Annotated in this window: 16 protein-coding genes and 2 pseudogenes; 7 read left to right on the plus strand and 11 right to left on the minus strand. The window is 69.2% G+C overall.

Features of this window, described 5'->3' with window-relative positions:
• Nucleotides 1–3: 3 nt before the first annotated feature.
• From QRX50_RS07570 to QRX50_RS07595, 6 genes and pseudogenes are all read right to left on the minus strand, one after another.
• Nucleotides 4–339 (minus strand): winged helix-turn-helix transcriptional regulator, encoded by a 336-nt coding sequence (locus QRX50_RS07570; RefSeq protein ID WP_285971244.1) that lies wholly within the window; start codon nucleotides 337–339, stop codon nucleotides 4–6.
• A gap of 10 nt (nucleotides 340–349) precedes the next feature.
• Complete coding sequence (locus tag QRX50_RS07575; protein WP_285971245.1) at nucleotides 350–919, minus strand: NADPH-dependent FMN reductase; 570 nt, start codon at nucleotides 917–919, stop codon at nucleotides 350–352.
• Nucleotides 920–1,016: 97 nt separating this feature from the next.
• Nucleotides 1,017–1,988, minus strand: coding sequence for a glycine betaine ABC transporter substrate-binding protein (locus QRX50_RS07580; protein WP_285971246.1), 972 nt, complete (start codon nucleotides 1,986–1,988; stop codon nucleotides 1,017–1,019).
• Complete coding sequence (locus tag QRX50_RS07585) at nucleotides 1,988–2,767, minus strand: ABC transporter permease (protein WP_285971247.1); 780 nt, start codon at nucleotides 2,765–2,767, stop codon at nucleotides 1,988–1,990. Before QRX50_RS07585 ends, QRX50_RS07580 begins: the two co-directional genes overlap by 1 nt.
• Nucleotides 2,764–3,950, minus strand: a pseudogene (locus QRX50_RS07590) (ATP-binding cassette domain-containing protein). The gene QRX50_RS07585 and the pseudogene QRX50_RS07590 overlap by 4 nt, the downstream one beginning before the upstream one ends.
• A complete protein-coding gene (locus tag QRX50_RS07595) occupies nucleotides 3,943–4,590 on the minus strand; it encodes an ABC transporter permease (protein ID WP_285971248.1) in 648 nt (215 codons plus the stop codon). The pseudogene QRX50_RS07590 and the gene QRX50_RS07595 overlap by 8 nt, the downstream one beginning before the upstream one ends.
• 346 nt (nucleotides 4,591–4,936) lie before the next feature.
• On the opposite strand from QRX50_RS07595, the gene QRX50_RS07600 reads away from it, so the two are divergent.
• From QRX50_RS07600 to QRX50_RS07615, 4 genes are all read left to right on the plus strand, one after another.
• Nucleotides 4,937–5,431, plus strand: coding sequence for a hypothetical protein (locus QRX50_RS07600; RefSeq protein WP_285974390.1), 495 nt, complete (start codon nucleotides 4,937–4,939; stop codon nucleotides 5,429–5,431).
• Nucleotides 5,432–5,508: 77 nt separating this feature from the next.
• On the plus strand, nucleotides 5,509–6,258 hold the full coding sequence (locus QRX50_RS07605; protein ID WP_285971249.1) for a YcnI family copper-binding membrane protein: 750 nt from the start codon (nucleotides 5,509–5,511) through the stop codon (nucleotides 6,256–6,258).
• Nucleotides 6,259–6,828, plus strand: a complete 570-nt coding sequence (locus QRX50_RS07610) for a copper resistance CopC family protein (protein ID WP_285971250.1) — start codon at nucleotides 6,259–6,261, stop codon at nucleotides 6,826–6,828. It begins immediately after the preceding gene.
• Nucleotides 6,825–7,853 (plus strand): copper resistance D family protein, encoded by a 1,029-nt coding sequence (locus tag QRX50_RS07615; RefSeq protein ID WP_285971251.1) that lies wholly within the window; start codon nucleotides 6,825–6,827, stop codon nucleotides 7,851–7,853. Before QRX50_RS07610 ends, QRX50_RS07615 begins: the two co-directional genes overlap by 4 nt.
• A gap of 194 nt (nucleotides 7,854–8,047) precedes the next feature.
• Here QRX50_RS07615 and QRX50_RS07620 read toward each other — a convergent pair whose 3' ends face one another.
• Nucleotides 8,048–8,980 (minus strand): phosphotransferase family protein, encoded by a 933-nt coding sequence (locus tag QRX50_RS07620; protein ID WP_285971252.1) that lies wholly within the window; start codon nucleotides 8,978–8,980, stop codon nucleotides 8,048–8,050.
• Nucleotides 8,940–10,337 (minus strand): helix-turn-helix transcriptional regulator, encoded by a 1,398-nt coding sequence (locus QRX50_RS07625; RefSeq protein ID WP_285971253.1) that lies wholly within the window; start codon nucleotides 10,335–10,337, stop codon nucleotides 8,940–8,942. Before QRX50_RS07625 ends, QRX50_RS07620 begins: the two co-directional genes overlap by 41 nt.
• Nucleotides 10,338–10,654: 317 nt before the next feature.
• Here QRX50_RS07625 and QRX50_RS07630 point away from each other — a divergent pair, with 317 nt between their 5' ends.
• Nucleotides 10,655–10,999: a hypothetical protein gene (locus QRX50_RS07630; RefSeq protein ID WP_285971254.1), complete on the plus strand. Its 345-nt coding sequence runs from the start codon at nucleotides 10,655–10,657 to the stop codon at nucleotides 10,997–10,999.
• A gap of 13 nt (nucleotides 11,000–11,012) precedes the next feature.
• Nucleotides 11,013–11,417, plus strand: a complete 405-nt coding sequence (locus tag QRX50_RS07635) for a hypothetical protein (RefSeq protein ID WP_285971255.1) — start codon at nucleotides 11,013–11,015, stop codon at nucleotides 11,415–11,417.
• Between the two features lie 368 nt (nucleotides 11,418–11,785).
• Here the strand turns inward: QRX50_RS07635 and QRX50_RS07640 are convergent, their stop codons facing one another.
• Together QRX50_RS07640 and QRX50_RS07645 are read right to left on the minus strand one after the other, a co-directional pair.
• Nucleotides 11,786–13,051: an MFS transporter gene (locus QRX50_RS07640; protein WP_285971256.1), complete on the minus strand. Its 1,266-nt coding sequence runs from the start codon at nucleotides 13,049–13,051 to the stop codon at nucleotides 11,786–11,788.
• On the minus strand, nucleotides 13,044–14,366 hold the full coding sequence (locus QRX50_RS07645) for a GH1 family beta-glucosidase (RefSeq protein ID WP_285971257.1): 1,323 nt from the start codon (nucleotides 14,364–14,366) through the stop codon (nucleotides 13,044–13,046). Before QRX50_RS07645 ends, QRX50_RS07640 begins: the two co-directional genes overlap by 8 nt.
• 176 nt (nucleotides 14,367–14,542) lie before the next feature.
• On the opposite strand from QRX50_RS07645, the gene QRX50_RS07650 reads away from it, so the two are divergent.
• Nucleotides 14,543–15,169, plus strand: a complete 627-nt coding sequence (locus tag QRX50_RS07650; RefSeq protein WP_285971258.1) for a TetR/AcrR family transcriptional regulator — start codon at nucleotides 14,543–14,545, stop codon at nucleotides 15,167–15,169.
• Between the two features lie 685 nt (nucleotides 15,170–15,854).
• Here the strand turns inward: QRX50_RS07650 and QRX50_RS07655 are convergent.
• A pseudogene (locus tag QRX50_RS07655) lies at nucleotides 15,855–16,067 on the minus strand (MerR family DNA-binding transcriptional regulator); the annotation flags it as partial.
• Between the last annotated feature and the right edge of the window lie 4 nt (nucleotides 16,068–16,071).

Below are 16,071 nucleotides of genomic sequence, written 5' to 3' on the forward strand. Positions count from 1 at the left end.
GCGTCAAGACGGCAGCGGGATCCACTTGTGCGACCACGTGATCACGGCGTCGAGAACCGGTTCCAGGTCCTGGCTCTTCGCGGTGAGGTGGTACTCCACCTGCAGCGGCGTGGCGGTGAGGACCCGCTTCTCCAGCAGGCCCTCCTCCTCCAGCGTCCGCAGCCGCTGCGCCAGCATCGTGTCGCTGATGCCGGGCACCGCGGCCTTGATCAGGGCGTAGCGGTGGTGACCGGTGAAGACCGCACGCAGGATCGCGCCCGTCCAGCGCGTGCCGATCAGCTCGATCGCCGCGTGGAAGCGCGTGCACACGCGGTGGGCTTCCTCCTCGTGCCGGTCCACGGCCATAACCTCAGTCGCCCGAGCGCAGCGGCGCCAGCGACGCGGTGACCCGCACCAGCTCGTCGAACATGGTCTTGGCGGCGTTCTCGACGATGTCGTTGGGCACGAACTCGCCGGCCTCGTTGAGGAACTGGTTGACGAACGGGATCGACACCGCGTCGAACACCGGGGTCATGCGCAGCGTCGTCACGACCTGCTTGATCTGCTGCGCCGCGCGCGTGCCCGCCGCGACGCCGCCGTAGCTGACCAGGCCGACCGCCTTGTAGATCCACTCGTTGTGGAGGTAGTCGAGCGCGTTCTTCAGCTCGGCGTTGTAGCCGTAGTTGTACTCCGGCATCACGAAGACGAACGCGTCCGCTTCGGCGACCTTCGCGCTCCAGTCCTTGGTGTGCTGGTGCTCGTACTGACCGAGGCGCGGGTGCTTCGGCTCGTTGAAGAACGGCAGGTTGACCTCGGCGAGGTCCACGAGCTCGACGTCGAAGCCGCCGTGCTCGATCGCCGCGGACTCCGTCCACTTCGCCACCGGCAGGCCCACCCGGCCCGGTCGCGTGCTCGCCAGGATGATCTCAAGCTTCGGCAACGCCTCCGCCTCCTCCCGGCCCGGCAAACGCGGGCCGATCGACTAAGGATTCCTGAGTAACTTAGCATTCCTTAGTGAACGGCCCGCGTTCGGCCGGTTACTTGATGAACCCCTTGTCGAGCATCCACTGGTGCGCGACCACGCCGGCGTCCTTGCCGTCGACGTCGACCTGCTTGCACAGCTGCACCATCTGCTCGTTGTCGATCGCCGCGGTCACCTTCTCCAGCGGCCCGCGGATCGCGGGGTGCTGGTTCAGGAAGTCCGTGCGCGTCGTCACCGCGGCGTTGTACTGCGGGAACGCCTTCTTGTCGTCCTCCAGCACGCGCAGGTTGAGCCCCGAGATGCGGCCGTCGGTCGTGAACACCTCGCCGACCGGGCACGTGCCGTTGGCCACGGCGGAGTAGATCGTGCCGATGCCGAAGTTCTCGATCTTCGGGTTCTGGAAGCCGTACGCCTTGACCGCCGCCGGGAAACCGTCCTGGCGGCTGGTGAACTCCGTCTCCAGGCAGAACCGCGCCTGGTCGGGCTTCTGCTTGAGGAAGTTCGCCAGGTCGGTGGTGGTCTTGAGGTTGTTCTGCTTGGCGTAGGCGTCCGTCGTGGCGAACGCGTACTGATCGTTGAGCGGCGAGTACTTGAGCCAGGTGACGCCGTTCTTCTCGGCGTCGGCCTTCGCGGTCGCGTCGTACTGCGCCTGCTCGCCACCCGGGACCGGCAGCTCGTTGCCCTGGTAGTTGATCCAGCCGGTGCCGGTGTACTCCCAAGTGACGTCGGTCTGGCCGTTGAGCAGCGCCTGGCGTGACGAGTTGGACCCCTTGATGTCGGTGAGGTCCACGACGTCGGCGCCGGCGGCGCTCAGCGCCATCTCGGCCATGTAGCCCAGGATGATGTTCTCGGTGAAGTCCTTCGACCCCACCACCACCCGCACGCCCTGCACGCCGGGGATCGGCTGGATGGAACCGGGCTGGATCGCATACGGCACGGACGTGTTGAGGTCGAGCCCGCACGCCGAGAGCGTCCCGGCGAGCAGCGCGGCCCCCGCGAGGGCGCCCGCCTTCTTCAGGACGTTCATCAGCGCAGCCCCTTCGGTCCGAAGAACTGTTCCGCCACCGCGCCCAGCCAGTCGACCAGCAGCGCCAGCGCGACGGCCAGCACGGAGCCGGTGATCAGCACCTTCGTGAGGTTGAGCTTGTAGCCGGTGTCGATCAGCAGGCCGAACCCGCCGGCGTTGACGAACATCCCGAACGTCGCGGTACCCACGGCCAGCACGAGCGACGTGCGCAGACCGGCCAGGATCAGCGGGATGGCCAGCGGGAACTCCACGCGCCACAGCACGGCCGACGAGGACATCCCGATGCCGCGCCCGGCGTCGATCAGCGCCGGGTCCACCTGCTGCAGGCCCACCATCGTGTTCCGCAGCACCGGCAGCAGCGAGTAGAACGCCAGTGGCAGCGCCGCGACCCACAGCCCGCCGACGGCGCCGGTGACGATGAACCACAGCACGAGCACACCCAGCGCGGGCGCGGCCTGGCCGATATTGGCGATGGCCAGGAAGACGGGCGCGAGGAACCGCGCCCACCGCCGCGTGACCATGACCCCGAGCGGCACGGCCACGAGTACCACGAGCACCACCACGACCAGCGTCATCGCGACGTGGTCGCGCAGCGCGGTGAGCAGCGAAGTGGCGTTGAGCGTGGTCGCCTCGGTGGCGGTGACGCCGGTGCCGAACACCCAGCCGAGCGTGACCGCGACCAGCACGACCACGGCGATGGGCTGGGCGAACAGGCGGAAGCGCTCCGCGCCACGGGAACCGGATTCGGTGGAGAAGCCCGCTTCGACGACGGCTGTCACTGCGTCACACCCCCGACCGTCTCGTGATCGTCGGCGTGGTCGTCGCGCAGCTGCTGGATCGTGTTGATCACGGTGTCCAGCTCGATCGTGCCCGCGAACTCGCCGCGCGCCCCGGTGACCGGCACCGCACCGCCTTCGGCGAGCATGGCCTCGAGCGCGTCCTGCAGCGTCGACTGCAGGCTCACGATGTCGCGCAACGGCTTGCCCGCGTCGGCGAGCGAGGTCGCCGCGGTGAGCTGACGCCGGTGCACCCAGCGCATGGGCGCCGGCGCCGGTCGAGGACGAGCACGAAGTGCTTGCGCTGGTCGTCGAGCTTGCGCGCGATGTCGGCGGGCGCTTCGTCCTCGCTCGCGGTGAGCGCGTCCTGCTTCAGCTCGACGTCGCGCACGCGCAGCAGGGTCAGCTGCTTGAGCGAAGCGCCGGCGCCGACGAAGCCGGCGACGGTGTCGTCGGCCGGGTTGGCGAGGATCGCGTCCGGGGTGTCGTACTGCAGGATCTTCGACTCGTTGCCGAGGACCGCGATCTTGTCACCGAGCTTCACGGCCTCGTCGAAGTCGTGCGTGACGAACACGATCGTCTTCTTGAGTTCGGTCTGCAGCCGCAGCAGCTCGTCCTGCAGGTTGCCGCGCGTGATGGGGTCCACGGCGCCGAACGGCTCGTCCATCAGCAGCACCGGCGGGTCGGCCGCGAGCGCGCGGGCCACGCCGACCCGCTGCTGCTGGCCACCGGAGAGCTGGCGCGGGAAGCGGTCCCGGAAGTCGGCCGGGTCCAGGCCGACGAGGTCCATCATCTCCTCGACGCGCGCGGTCACCCGCTTCTTGTCCCAGCCGAGCAGCCCCGGCACCACGCCGATGTTCTGCGCCACGGTGAAGTGCGGGAACAGCCCGGCCTGCTGGATCGCGTAGCCGATGCGGCGGCGCAAGGTGTCGACGTCGAGCTTCAGCGCGTCGTCGCCGCCGATCGTGATGCGCCCGGACGTGGGCTCGATCAGCCGGTTGATCATCCGCATCGTGGTCGTCTTGCCACAGCCGGACGGGCCGACGAGGACGACGATCTTGCCCGCGGGCACCACCATCGAGAAGTCGTCGACGGCGGGCGCGCGCGTGCCCGGGTAACGCTTGGTGACGTGTTCCAGCTCGATCTCGGCGCCGGAGACATGGTCGTCGGAAACGTGCTCAGCCACGGAGCCCCCTCGGTACGGTCAATCGCTTGATCAGGACGTAGATGGCGTCGAGCACGAGCGCGAGGATGACGACGCCGACGGTGCCCGTGAGGGCCTGGTTGAGCGAGTTGGCGCTCCCTGCGTTCGTGAGGCCCGAGAAGACCTCGGACCCCAGGCCGGGGCCCTTCGCGTAGGCCGCGATCACCGCGATGCCCATCAGCATCTGCGTCGCGACGCGCATGCCGGTGAGGATCGCCGGCCACGCCAGCCGCAGCTCGACGCGGGTGAGCACGGAGACCCGGCCCATCCCGATGCCGCGCGCGGCATCGGTTACCGCCGGATCGACGCCGGCCAGGCCGACGATCGTGTTCCGCACGATGGGGAGCAGGCCGTAGAGCACCAGCGCGATGACCGCGGTGGTGGAGCCGAGTCCCGAGAGCGGGATCAGCAGCCCGAGGAGGGCGAAGGAGGGAACGGTCAGGATCGTGCTGGCCAGCGCCGTGGCGACGGCCGATCCAATGGGACTGCGGTACACGGCGATGCCGATCGCCACGCCCAGTACGGCGGCGAGGATCGTGCACTGCACGACCATGCTCGTGTGCAGGTACGCCTGCAGCCACAGCCGGTCCCACCGGTCCGAGATGTACTCGAAGAGGTTCATGCGTATTCGTTCTCCTGCCGCTAGTGAGGAGCCCCAGACGTCACCCGTTCGGAGTAGCTCATCAACCGGCAGGGTGACTACCCAGAACGAACGCGGACCAAACCTCCCGTCTCACCGTTGGTCAGGCCACCGTTTCGCATCCTGAGACGATCGGCAACCGAAGCAAGTGGCCTGGCCGGGCGGTCGTCACCTGATCGCAACGCTGCAACCAGCATTTACTTGAACGTTCACCAAGACAAAGCTCACAGGCCGGGAGCGCTCGATCACCCGCCGGAGTGCCGATAAGCTGCTGTCCGTGAGCACCCGCACCCGGCACCGCGGCGCGCTGGCCGCTGCGCGCGGCGGGCTGCTCGCGGCCAGTTCGGCGTCACTCGCGGTGACCGCCCACGGCGTCGCCGACGGCGGGCTGCCCGACCCGGCGCTCACGGTCCTGCTCACCGGCCTGCTCGGCTGGACGGCCACCGCGCTCGCGGGCAAGGCCCGCGGCCGCCTCGCGACCGTCGCCGTGCTCGGGGCCGGCCAGCTGGTGATGCACCTGCTGCTGACCACGCTCGCGAACCACGACGCTCACCCGGCTGCGGGCTGGGCGAGCGGCTGGACGATGACGGCTTCGCACGCCGTCGCCACCTTGCTCACGGCCCTGCTGCTGGCGCGCGCCGACGCGCTGCTGCTGGCCGTGCTCCACGTGGTGCGAGCGTTTCTGCCGCTCCTCACACCGCCACTGCCCGTGCCCGCCGGCGCGGCCGTGGCACTCCCGCCGCGGCCCGTGCGGTCCGTGGCGATCCTCGACGTCGAGCTGCGGCGCGTCCGCGGCCGGCGCGGGCCACCTGCGCTGCCCTGAACCCCGATTTCCCTTTCCCCTCACCGGTGGAGCCCCCGAAGGCGCTCCACCGGATCGCCCCCTGTTCAGGAGCAGTTGTGTCCCATCACGTCTTCAAGCGGGCCGGTGTGCTCGCCGCCACCGTCGGCATCACCGGCCTGCTCGGCGCCGGCATCGCGTCGGCCCACGTCACCGCCAACGTCTACGGCGCCCCGGCGACCCAGGGCGGGTACGGCGCGATCTTCTTCCGCGTTCCCAACGAGGACGCGAAGCTCGGCACCATCGGGCTCGAAGTGGACTTCAAGCCCGAGTACGGCATCGGCAGCGTGAGCACGAAGCCGATTCCCGGCTGGACCGCACAGGTCACCAAGTCGACACTCCCCCAGCCGGTGACCACCGCGTCGGGTACGAAGATCACCGAAGCGGTCACCAAGGTCGTCTGGACCGCCGAGGCCGGCACCAAGATCGGGCAGAACCAGTTCCAGGAGTTCGAGGTCAGCGCCGGCCCGCTGCCGGGGAACGTGAACCAGCTCGAGTTCCCCGCCATCCAGACGTACGAGGCCGGCAAGGTGGTGTCGTGGAACGAGACGGCGACCGCCGGCGGCGAGGAGCCGGAGCACCCGGCGCCCACCATCAAGCTTGCCGCCAAGAGCGGCGGGGATGAGCACGCGGGCATGACCGCGTCGACCACGAACGCCGAAACGCAGGCGGCCGCGGCCGATTCCTCGGACAGCACCGCCCGTTGGCTCGGCGGCGCCGGCCTCGTCGTCGGGGCGCTCGGGCTCGGCTTCGGCGTCGGCGCCATCACGCGCTCGCGGCGCACCGGAAACACCGAAGGAACCAAGTAAATGCGGAAAGCGCTCCTCGCGCTGGCGATCACCGGGGTGGCCCTGCTGGGCACGGCCACCCCGGCGCTGGCGCACAACGTGCTGATCAGCTCCGACCCGGCCGACGGCGCGTCGCTGGCCACCGGTCCGGCGAAGGTCACGCTGACGTTCGACCAATACGTGCAGAACGCCGACGTGAACCAGATCGCGGTGACCGGACCCGACGGGAACCAGTGGGCCGAGGGCCCGGTGACCGTGGAGAACAACGTGATCAGCGCACCGCTGCGGCCGCTCGGCCCGGCGGGCAAGTACACGGTCGGCTACCGGATCCTGTCGGCCGACGGGCACCCGGTGTCGGGCGAGATCCCGTTCACGCTCACCAAGGCGGGCGCGGGTACGCCGGCGAAGGTCGACGCGGCCAAGGCGTCCGGGGCACCGGCCGCCGGCGCGTCGGCGACGTCGTCGACCGCCGGCTCGACGGGCATCCCCATCTGGGTCTGGATCGCCGGCGCGGTGGTCCTGCTCGCGATCGGGCTCACCGTCGCGCTGCGCACCGGACGTGAGCCGAACCAGGAGAAGACGAAGCAGTGACGAGAGCCGAGACCACCTCCACGGTCCGCTGGTCCACGCTGGTCTGCGTGGTCACGGCGGGCCTGCTGGGCGCGCTGATCGGCTTCGCGCTCACGGCGTCGGCACCCATCCCGGGTGTGGTTGAGCCCAGCGAGGTGGTCTCGGCCGCCATCCCGATCGTGCGCGTGCTGATGGACCTGGCCGCGGTCGCCACGATCGGGCTGGGCCTGCTTTCGGTCTTGGTCGGCTACGACCGGCCAAAGCTCACCGAGCCGATCATGCGGCGGGCGCGCCCGGCCGCCGTCGCCGCCGCGCTGATCTGGTCGGCCAGCTCCGTGGTCGCCCTGATCCTGCAGACGGCGGAGTACAAGCCGGGCACGTCGACGCTGACCGCGAGCGACATCGGCGCGTACATCGCCGAAGTCGGCGCGGGCAAGGCGCTGGTGATCGTCGCGGTGCTGGCGCTGCTGCACGCCGGGCTCGGGTTCCTCGCGCTGCGCCAGGGTGAGAAGGTGCCGGCCGAGGTGCGCGTGGGCGTCGGCATGTTCGCGCTGCTGCCGCTGCCGGTGACCGGCCACGCGTCGAACTCGTCGTGGCACGACTACACGATGATCTCGATGGAGCTGCACGTGATGAGCGCCGTCGCCTGGTGCGGCGGCCTCGGCGCGATGATCGTGCTGCTCGCGACGAACCGCACGCTGCTTGCCCACGCGCTGCCGCGGTTCTCCAAGCTGGCGACGCTGTGCCTGGCCGTCTCGGCGGTGACCGGCGTGTTCAACGGCGCCGTCGAGATCCTGGCCAACCCCACGATCAGCTTCTGGGCGGGCGTGTTCACCACGCCGTACGGGCAGCTGGTGCTGCTGAAGATCCTGTGCACCGGGGCGATCGCGCTGCTCGCGGCCAACCTGCGCTGGCGGCTGATGCCGCAGATCGTGCGCCACAACCGCACGGCGCTCGCGTCGTGGGCGACGCTCGAGCTCACGGTCATGGGGCTGGCGTTCGGCTTCGCGGTCGTGCTGACGCGGGCACCGGTCGCCGTCTCCTGACCGTTTTCACGTCAGGTAGCTGCAAATTGCACTATGGGATTAGCAGTAATCCGTTGGAGGCGACCAGTCGGGCTGAATTTTCTACTCGTGCGAAGGCTTCGCAGGTGATCTTCGGAGAAGCGACGAGTGGTCATCCGCAGTCGTCGAATGCACGTGCATCGGGGCACTCTTGTGACTCAGCGCACTCGCCGCGCTCAGCGGTAGCGGGTCCAGTGGGCGTCGGTACGGCCGTGGCGCAGGTCGTCGAGCCGGCGGTGCAGCTCGGGCCTGACCTGCGGGTTGCTGCGCAAGATCGGCAGCACGCTGGTGGTGAGCTTGAGCTCCCGCACGGCCCGCAGCACGGAGAACCCGCGCCAAGCGGTCACGTCGAAGCCGTAGGCCCGGCAGAAGTCCTGGTAACTGTCCGGGGCGTCACCGAACCGTTCGCGGCCGACGGCGAGCGGCGTCAGGTCCCACTCGGGCGGGCCGACGCAGGAGGAGTCGAAGTCGCACAGCACCGGGCCATCCGGGCCGGGGATCACGTTGCCGGGGTACGCGTCGCCGTGAACGAATCCCCTGGCCAGCGGGAAGTCCAGCTTGGCCAGCTGCGCCTCGACCTCCGCGCAGCGCTGCAGCAGGAACGCGCGGTCGCCGTCGGACAGCTCCTCGGCGTCGGACACGCGGGCGCGCACCGCGTCGAACGGTGCCCACTCGGCGAGCCCTTCCGGCGGCCGCAGCGCGTGGACGCGGCGCAGCAGCCCGGCCAGGTCGGCAGAGGTGGGCGCCGGCCCGACGGACGGCACCTCGTGCCACACCGTGACCAGGTGCGATCCGGCGGACAGTGGCTGGTCGACGCCCTCGAGCAGGCGGATCGCGGGGATGTCGTGACGCGCGAAGTGCTCTGCGACCCGCACGACGGTGTCGACCCGGTGGCGCAGCCGCGTGGAGCCGACGATCCGCACCACGATCGGAGCCGTGGCCAGCGCGTAGACAGCGTTGTTGGTGAAGCGCAGCAGCCGCGCGCCGGCCGGGTCCAGACCCAGCTGCGCGCAGGTGCCGGCCAGCGCGCCCCGCAGCTTCTCGGGCGTGAACCGGCCGACGACGACGTCAGGCGGCGTAGAAGATCTTGAGCCGGTCGGCGAGGTCACGGGCGTCACCGTTGTTGCGCCGACGCTCGGCCTCCACCTGCAGCGGGCGGAGGCGGTCCTTGATGCGCTCGGACTTGATGCTCTCGGCGTAGTCGATGGCCTTGCTGCCCACCTTGGCGCCGTGGTCGAGGTCGCCGTCGAGCAGGTGGTTGGTGGCCAGCGCGCTGAGCATGAACGTCTTGCTGCGCGCCATGTCGTCGGTGTAGGAGTCGACGGCCCTGGTCAGGGCCGGGATGGCGTACTTGGTGTGCTCGGGGTTCTTCTGCGCCAGCACGGTGTGCACGGTGCCGGTCATCGCGTAGACGTCGGTCTCGTTGAAGAACTTCACCCACGACTCGGCGTTGACGATGTCGGCGCGCGCGAACTCGTCCTTGCTGCGGCCGAGCAGCTTCGTGGCCTGATCCTCGTTGCCCATCATCGCGTAGGCCCAGGCCTCGTTGGCGCAGAGCACCGCGACGGCGAGCTCGGAACCCGACTCCTGCGCGGCGATCTGGCCGAGCTGGAAGAGCTTCAGCGCGTCGTTGGGGGCGTCGTTGTGCAGGTAGACGCGGCCCATGCGGTAGAGGACGTTGGCGACGAGCGGGTGACTGTCACCCTGCTTGGCCAGGTCGAGCGCGTTGGCGAAGTGGCCGCGGGCGGAGTCCATCAGGCCGGTGTCGAATGACGTCCAGCCGGCGAGGCTGTGCAGGTCGGCGAGCGCCACGAACAGGCGCTGCTTCACCGCCTCGGTCGCGGTGGACTCGAGCATCTGCTGGCCCCAGGACAGCTGCGCCACCACGGCGTCGCGGCAGAACCCACCGCCGTACTGGTAGTCGAGCGCGCGCAGTGCCCTCGTCGCCGCCTCCACCTGGCGGACGTCGGTCGTCCCGATGCGCCCGGGCGCGGGGGTGCGCGCCGGCGCCGCCGACCACGTCCCGGATTCCGAACCGAACACCGCCGCACCCATCGTGACCTGGGCGGCGTGCGCGAGGAACCTCCGTCGCTTCACGGACTCGTCCTCCTCAGCCTGCCGGCCGTCGGACGAACCGACGACCCGTATCGCCGTGGTCTCGTCGTACGCGAGACCCATGTATCCACGGGGGACACCCAGGCCGTCGGCGATTCTCGTGAGCACGTCGTAGGCCATGACCTGGCGACCCTTGAGGATCTCCGACACCTCGGACTGCGATTGACCGGTCATCGCGGCGATCTGACGCTGCGAGACACCGTGCTTGCGCAACAGGCGGTACACCGCGCTGACCTCCCGGGCCGCCAGCGCCGAGCGCATTTCCGGCTGTTCCCAGGCATCGGGCGGAACCGGGCTGCCCTGACGGGCATCGGTGCCACCGGAAACACTGTCGCCAGCACTGGCGTCCATAACGACCCCTCACCGTCCGTTGGGCGTCGGAAGCAGACTAAGCACACCTCGAGAAGCATGTGAAACGAGCAGACAGTGTGTCTGATCGGCCCGGCCGAACTCCACTGACCGCTTACCGTGGAACCTCGCCCGGTCACCGCTATGACGCGGTTTCGACTTCTATCGCACTCGGTTTCACTTCACTGTAGTTGTCAGATCTCCGTCACCGCCCGGACACCGGTAGCGATCACGGAGAGCGACGAAGACCGGGAGACCGGCGACGACGCGGATGTGCATCTCGCAAGGTGCACACGGGACGAGAGAGCGGTGGAGGGCCAGTGGAGTTCGTTGACTCGCTCGCAGGAGGACATGCCGGGACCGCGATGCGGCCCTTGCGCCCTGCCCCGGGCGTGCCGGGAGTCGCGACCGCGACCCGGCCGGTCACCCCCTCCGCCGCGGCCGACCCCCGCACCGCGGGTGTCCGTCACTACGAAGGCGGACAGCTGGTGTGGCGGGTGCAGTGCGGTGACCTCATCAGCCGCGAGCGCGCGGTAACGGTGTTCGTGGAAAACGACCAGGTCGTCGTCGTTTCGCCTCCCGGCGAGACCGCTCGCCTGACATCCGGTCAGCTCGGCCAGCTCAGGGCCGCTCTCAACGAAGCCGCCAAAATGGCGGAAAGGTAACGGTGAGCTCTCCATGGATCAGGTACTCGGGCAGGTCCTCCGCAACGCGGTCTGGGAACGCCTCGACATGCTGTCCGACCTGGCGACCCGCGCCGACGCCCAGTCGCTCGTCTCGGTGGCCCGCTCCGAACTGCCGCGCCTGACCGAAGGCTGGCGGGCGATGCTGCAGGCCCACGAGCCGGACGAGCGCGGTGACTGCCCCACGTGCTCCACCCGGTGGCACCGCTGCAAGGCGCCGTGCTCGGTGTGGCAGGTGGCGCACGAGCACCTCGTCGCCGGCGGCCTCGCTCCGCAGGCCCGCACGCAGGACGAGAGCCGCGCGAGCCGGCGCCGCGTCCCGAACCAGGCTCGGCGCGCGACGCCCGCCGAAACCACCGGCCGCCACGCGCTGGTGAACCCCCGGGCCGTCACGGCCTGATCCCGAGCAGGCGAGCGAGCGCCGGACCCGACTGCCCCGGTCGGACCGGCACCGGCACTCTCGCCGTGGCCGCGGGCTGGTTCGTCCGTCCCCCCGAGCGGAGCGAACCAGCCCCGGTTCCCCAGTCCCCACCGCGATTAATCGAAAATTGTCACTGCAGGCTCTAGCGGACGGCGAAATCCGCCGCTAGGTTGAAGATCATCGCAGCCGGGCCAACTCCCTGGCTACGACCACAAACTCCGCGGGCCGGTGCCGTTGCACTCCCCTCCCCCGACCGGCACCGGCCCGCGGTTCCACTTCCCGGAGTTATCGGGTTTGCCCGATTACCACTCTGTTGATTACTGCTCTGTTAATTGCCGCTCTGTTGATTACCGGACGGCCTTCACTCGCGTGACGAGCACACCCGCGAGGACCGTCGCCAGTGCCGCAGCCCCGAACAGCGCCGGGTAGCCGCCGAGGAACTTGAGGATCAGCGTCGTCAGCAGCGGCGCCACGACCTGGGGCAGCGAGCCGGCGATGTTCACCACGCCGAGGTCCTTCGCCCGGTTCTGCGCGACCGGCAGCACCTGCGTGAGCATCGCCAGCGCCACGGCCATGTACACGCCGAACCCGATGCCCAGCAGTGGCGACGCGATCAAAGCCGCCGGCCACGTCTGCCACACCACCAGCAGCAGGGCCGCGACTGCCATCACGGCCGAGGACGCCAGGACGTACGGCTTGCGGCGGCCCGACTTGTCGGAGAAGTGCCCGGCCAGCACGGCGCCGATCACCAACGCCACGCCGTAGAGGCCCATCATGATGAGCAGCCCGTCTTCCGGCGAGGGGTAGTGCACGGCGTCCTTGAGGAAGAACAGCAGGAAGAGCGTGCCGAACGCGTTGCCGAGGTTGATCATGAAGTGACAGCCCCAGGCCCACGCGAAGTCCGGGTGCCTGCGCGGCGACACCCAGAGGTCCTTGAAGAACCGCCGGAGTCGGGTGCTGGGCCGGAACTCCAGCGGCAGGCGCGCGTCGGGGGTGCGGAACACGAACGCGCCGGCCCCGCCGAGCACGATCACCGCGCACACCGCGTACCCCAGCGGCAGGCCCGCCACGTCGAGCATCACCACGACCACCACGGCGCCGAGGACCGTGCCGAGCATCTGCGCGATGCCGACGAGCCCGCCGACCTGCGCGCGCTGCCCGACCGGGACGCGGTCGGCGATGCCGCACATGAGCGTGGCGCCGAGCATGCCGTTGAGCCCGGCCTGCACGAGGCACCAGCCGATGGTCATCACGACGACGTTGGGCGCCTCGGCCAGCACCAGGAGCCCGGCCGCGCCGAGGACCGCGCCCAGGACGGTCCACGGGTGGCGGCGGCCGAAACGCGAGACCGTGCGGTCGGACAGCAGGCCGACCAGCGGGTTCGCGACGAGCGCCACCGCCGCGCCGACGCCCGTGACCACACCGAACACGGTTTCCTTGTTCGCGGCGTCGAGCAGCTCGGCCTGCTGCGGGAGCAGAACCTGGATCGGCGCGTAGATCCCGAGCCACATCGCGATGTTCGCGAAGAACAGCAGGCTCATCCAGCCCGGTCGCACGCGCGCGACTGGTTCAGCCAGTGCTGCCGGAACCCGGTTGATGGTCGTGTCACTCATGGCGGACCAGCTTTCGGTACCAGGCGAAGGAGTCCTTCGGTGTGCGGCGCTGAGTCTCGTAGTCCACGTGCACGAGCCCGAAGCGGGGTGCGTAGCCCTTGGACCATTCGAAGTTGTCGAGCAGGGACCAGACGAAGTAGCCGCGCACGTCGACGCCGGCGTTCATAGCTTCGCGCAGGGCCCGGAGGTGGCCGTCGAGGAAGTCGATGCGTTCGGGGTCGTGGACTTGGCCGTCTGCGGCGGGTGCGTCGGCGAAGCTGCAGCCGTTTTCGGTGATGTAGACGGGCGGAAGGTGCTCGCGGTAGCGGTCCTGGAACGACACCAGCAGCTCGCGCAGTCCCTGAGGCACGATCGGCGAGTCGTTGGTGGTCATCGGGTAACCCTCGACCGGGCGCAGCTCGAACGGAAGAGGGTTCCCCTCGCCGGGTGCCGCGACGCCCTGGGGCTCGTAGTAGTTGACGCCGTAGAAGTCGAGCGGCTGGTGGATGGTGGACAGGTCGTCGGCGAAACCCTCGGGCAGGTGAGGGTGGATCTGCTCGGGGTAGGTGCCCAGCAGGACCGGGTCGGCGAAGGTGCGGTTGAGGAGAGCGTCGAGCCAGGTTTTGGCGGCTTCGGTTTTGTCGTCTTCGTCGGCGGGCCAGATGGGCGAGTGGTTGTTGGCCGTGCCGATGCTCTCGGCACCGGCGGCCCGCAGCGCCTGAGTGGCGAGGCCGTGGGCGAGGTTCTGGTGGTGGGCCGTCGGGAGCGCGTCGAGCAGGAGGAACCGGCCGGGCGCGTACTCGCCGATGCCGTAGCCGTAGATCGACATGACCATGGGCTCGTTGAGCGGGATCCACAGCTTCACCCGGTCGGCGAAGCGCTCGCCGAGGATGGCGGCGTACTCGGCGAAGTGGTGCGCGGTGTCGCGGTTGAGCCAGCCGCCGTCGTCTTCGAGCGCCTGGGGCGTGTCCCAGTGGTACAGCGTGACGGCGGGTGCGATGCCGGCGGCGCAGACGTCGTCGATGAGCTTGTCGTAGAAGGCGAGGCCGTCGGAGTTGGGTTTGCCGGTGCCGGTCGGCTGGATGCGCGGCCAGGCGGTGGACATCCGGTAGGCGCCCACACCGAGTTCCGCCATCAGGGCGATGTCTTCGGAGTAGCGGTGGTAGTGGTCCGCCGCTACCTTGGCGTCCTCACCGCGGGCGATCTTGCCGTCGGTCGCGGTGAAGGTGTCCCAGATGGACGGTCCGCGGCCGGCTTCGGCCGTGGCGCCTTCGATCTGGAACGCCGAGGTCGAGACACCCCACAGGAATTCGGGCGGGAAGGTCGGATAGTTCACCGGCGGAACACACCTTTCTCATCCGGCCACCCGGTCGGGTGAACGTGAAAAGTTCTCACATGCTAGGTCGTCACTCGTCCAGGGGGAAGCCCACAAGGGCGCTAAAGTCCCAGATCAGACGAGTGGTTCCGTCGGCACCGGCGGAACAGGGAAGCGAGAAGGACCGAGGAACGAGAGTGTCGGAGACCCAGGCGGAGACCACTCCGCTGCGGCGCAAGCCCGTGCAGCAGCGCAGCGCCAAGCGCGTGGAGCAGATGCTCGACGCCAGCGCGCAGCTCATCGACGAGCTCGGCTACGACGCGCTGACGACCACGCTGATCGCCAAACGCGCGAACGTCGCGGTGGGCTCGCTGTACCAGTTCTTCCCCGACAAGCGGGCCGTCGTCCAGGCGCTGACGCAGCGCAACCTGGAGCGCTTCGTGGCCGCCGTGAACGAGCGGCTGAAGGAGCTCAACCCCGAGCACTGGTGGAACATCGTCGACTCCGTGCTCGACATCTATCTGAAGATGCACCGCGAGATCCCGGGCTTCTCCAAGGTCCACTTCGGTGACGTCATCGACGTCCAGCTCCTCGACGAGGAGCGCGACAACAACTCCGTGATCGTCGACTCGCTGGTGGACATCCTGCGCGTGCAGGTCAACCGACCGGCGGACGAGCTCCGGTTCGCCATCGCCATCGCCAACGAGACGGCCGATGCGCTGCTGAAGCTGGCGTTCCGCCGCGACCCGCAGGGCGACGAGCGGATCGTGGCGGAGGCCAAGCACGTGGTGAAGGGCTACTTGGCGAGCAAGTTCGGCGAGTGATGGCGGGCGGCTTTCTCGAACCACTCGAGGGCCGGGGTGAGCGGGGTTGGCGCGGCCAGCCGTTGATCGTGGCCAGTAGCCGGAGGTAGTGGTCCCGGCGGGCGTCTTGGGCTTGGTTGATGCGGACCAGGTCTTGCCGGGTCGGGTTGATGCGGTGGACGGCTTGAGCGCCTTCTGGTCCTTTGGGGTCTGCTTCATGGTTGATTCCGGCGACTTCGGCGATGACGTCTTTGGCCGGGGTTCGAGTGCGGGGCTGGGCGGCGGCCAGGTTGTGGAGTGTGGCGCGGAAGTCCGGATCTTGGGTGAGCTCGGCGAGCTCGACCCAGGCGTCGACCTGGTCGGGGGTCGGATCGTCGGGGAGCTCCGGGGTGAGGCTGCGTTTGGGGCCCGCCACCTGCGCGCCGAGCCCGCCGAAGACTTCGTCGAGGAACTCACCGATCAGCTTCCGCCGCTCCCGTGCCGACATCGCGGCCAGCTCATGCACCATCTCGACTTCCTCCCAACCGACCCCACTGCGTGCGACGGCCAACAGAACCGCGCGCCGCACTTGGAGCACCTTGATCGTCGCTTGGATCGCCTCAGCCTCTCCGGCCGCGACGTCGCTCAGCTCGGCTTCTCGTCCGACGACGGCTCGAATGGTCTTCAGCCCGACGCCGAGCGCCCGCAAGGTCCGGACCAAGCCGAGCCTTTTTGCCGCATCCGCGCGGTACCGCCGCCGCCCGGCCGAATCCCGGCCGGCCGGGGGAACCAGCCCGAGGTCGGAGTAGTAGCGGACCGCCTTGACCGACAACTTGGCTCGCCGGGCGAGCTCGCCGATCGAGAGAAGTTCGTCGTCTTCCACGGAGACAAGCGTGCCTGCTCCTCCAGTGGGAGGTGCAAGGATTTTCTGTTTGTCCACAGGA

The organism is Amycolatopsis sp. 2-15 (assembly GCF_030285625.1).
In the GTDB taxonomy this organism is placed as follows: Bacteria; Actinomycetota; Actinomycetes; order Mycobacteriales; family Pseudonocardiaceae; genus Amycolatopsis; species Amycolatopsis carbonis.

Coding starts and splice junctions, on each gene's coding strand:
- QRX50_RS07595 (WP_285971248.1), bottom strand. CDS start 4,590: ATGAACCTCTTCGAGTACATCTCGGACCGGTGGGACCGGCTGTGGCTG.
- QRX50_RS07640 (WP_285971256.1), bottom strand. CDS start 13,051: ATGAGTGACACGACCATCAACCGGGTTCCGGCAGCACTGGCTGAACCA.
- QRX50_RS07580 (WP_285971246.1), bottom strand. CDS start 1,988: ATGAACGTCCTGAAGAAGGCGGGCGCCCTCGCGGGGGCCGCGCTGCTC.
- QRX50_RS07610 (WP_285971250.1), top strand. CDS start 6,259: ATGCGGAAAGCGCTCCTCGCGCTGGCGATCACCGGGGTGGCCCTGCTG.
- QRX50_RS07625 (WP_285971253.1), bottom strand. CDS start 10,337: ATGGACGCCAGTGCTGGCGACAGTGTTTCCGGTGGCACCGATGCCCGT.
- QRX50_RS07635 (WP_285971255.1), top strand. CDS start 11,013: ATGGATCAGGTACTCGGGCAGGTCCTCCGCAACGCGGTCTGGGAACGC.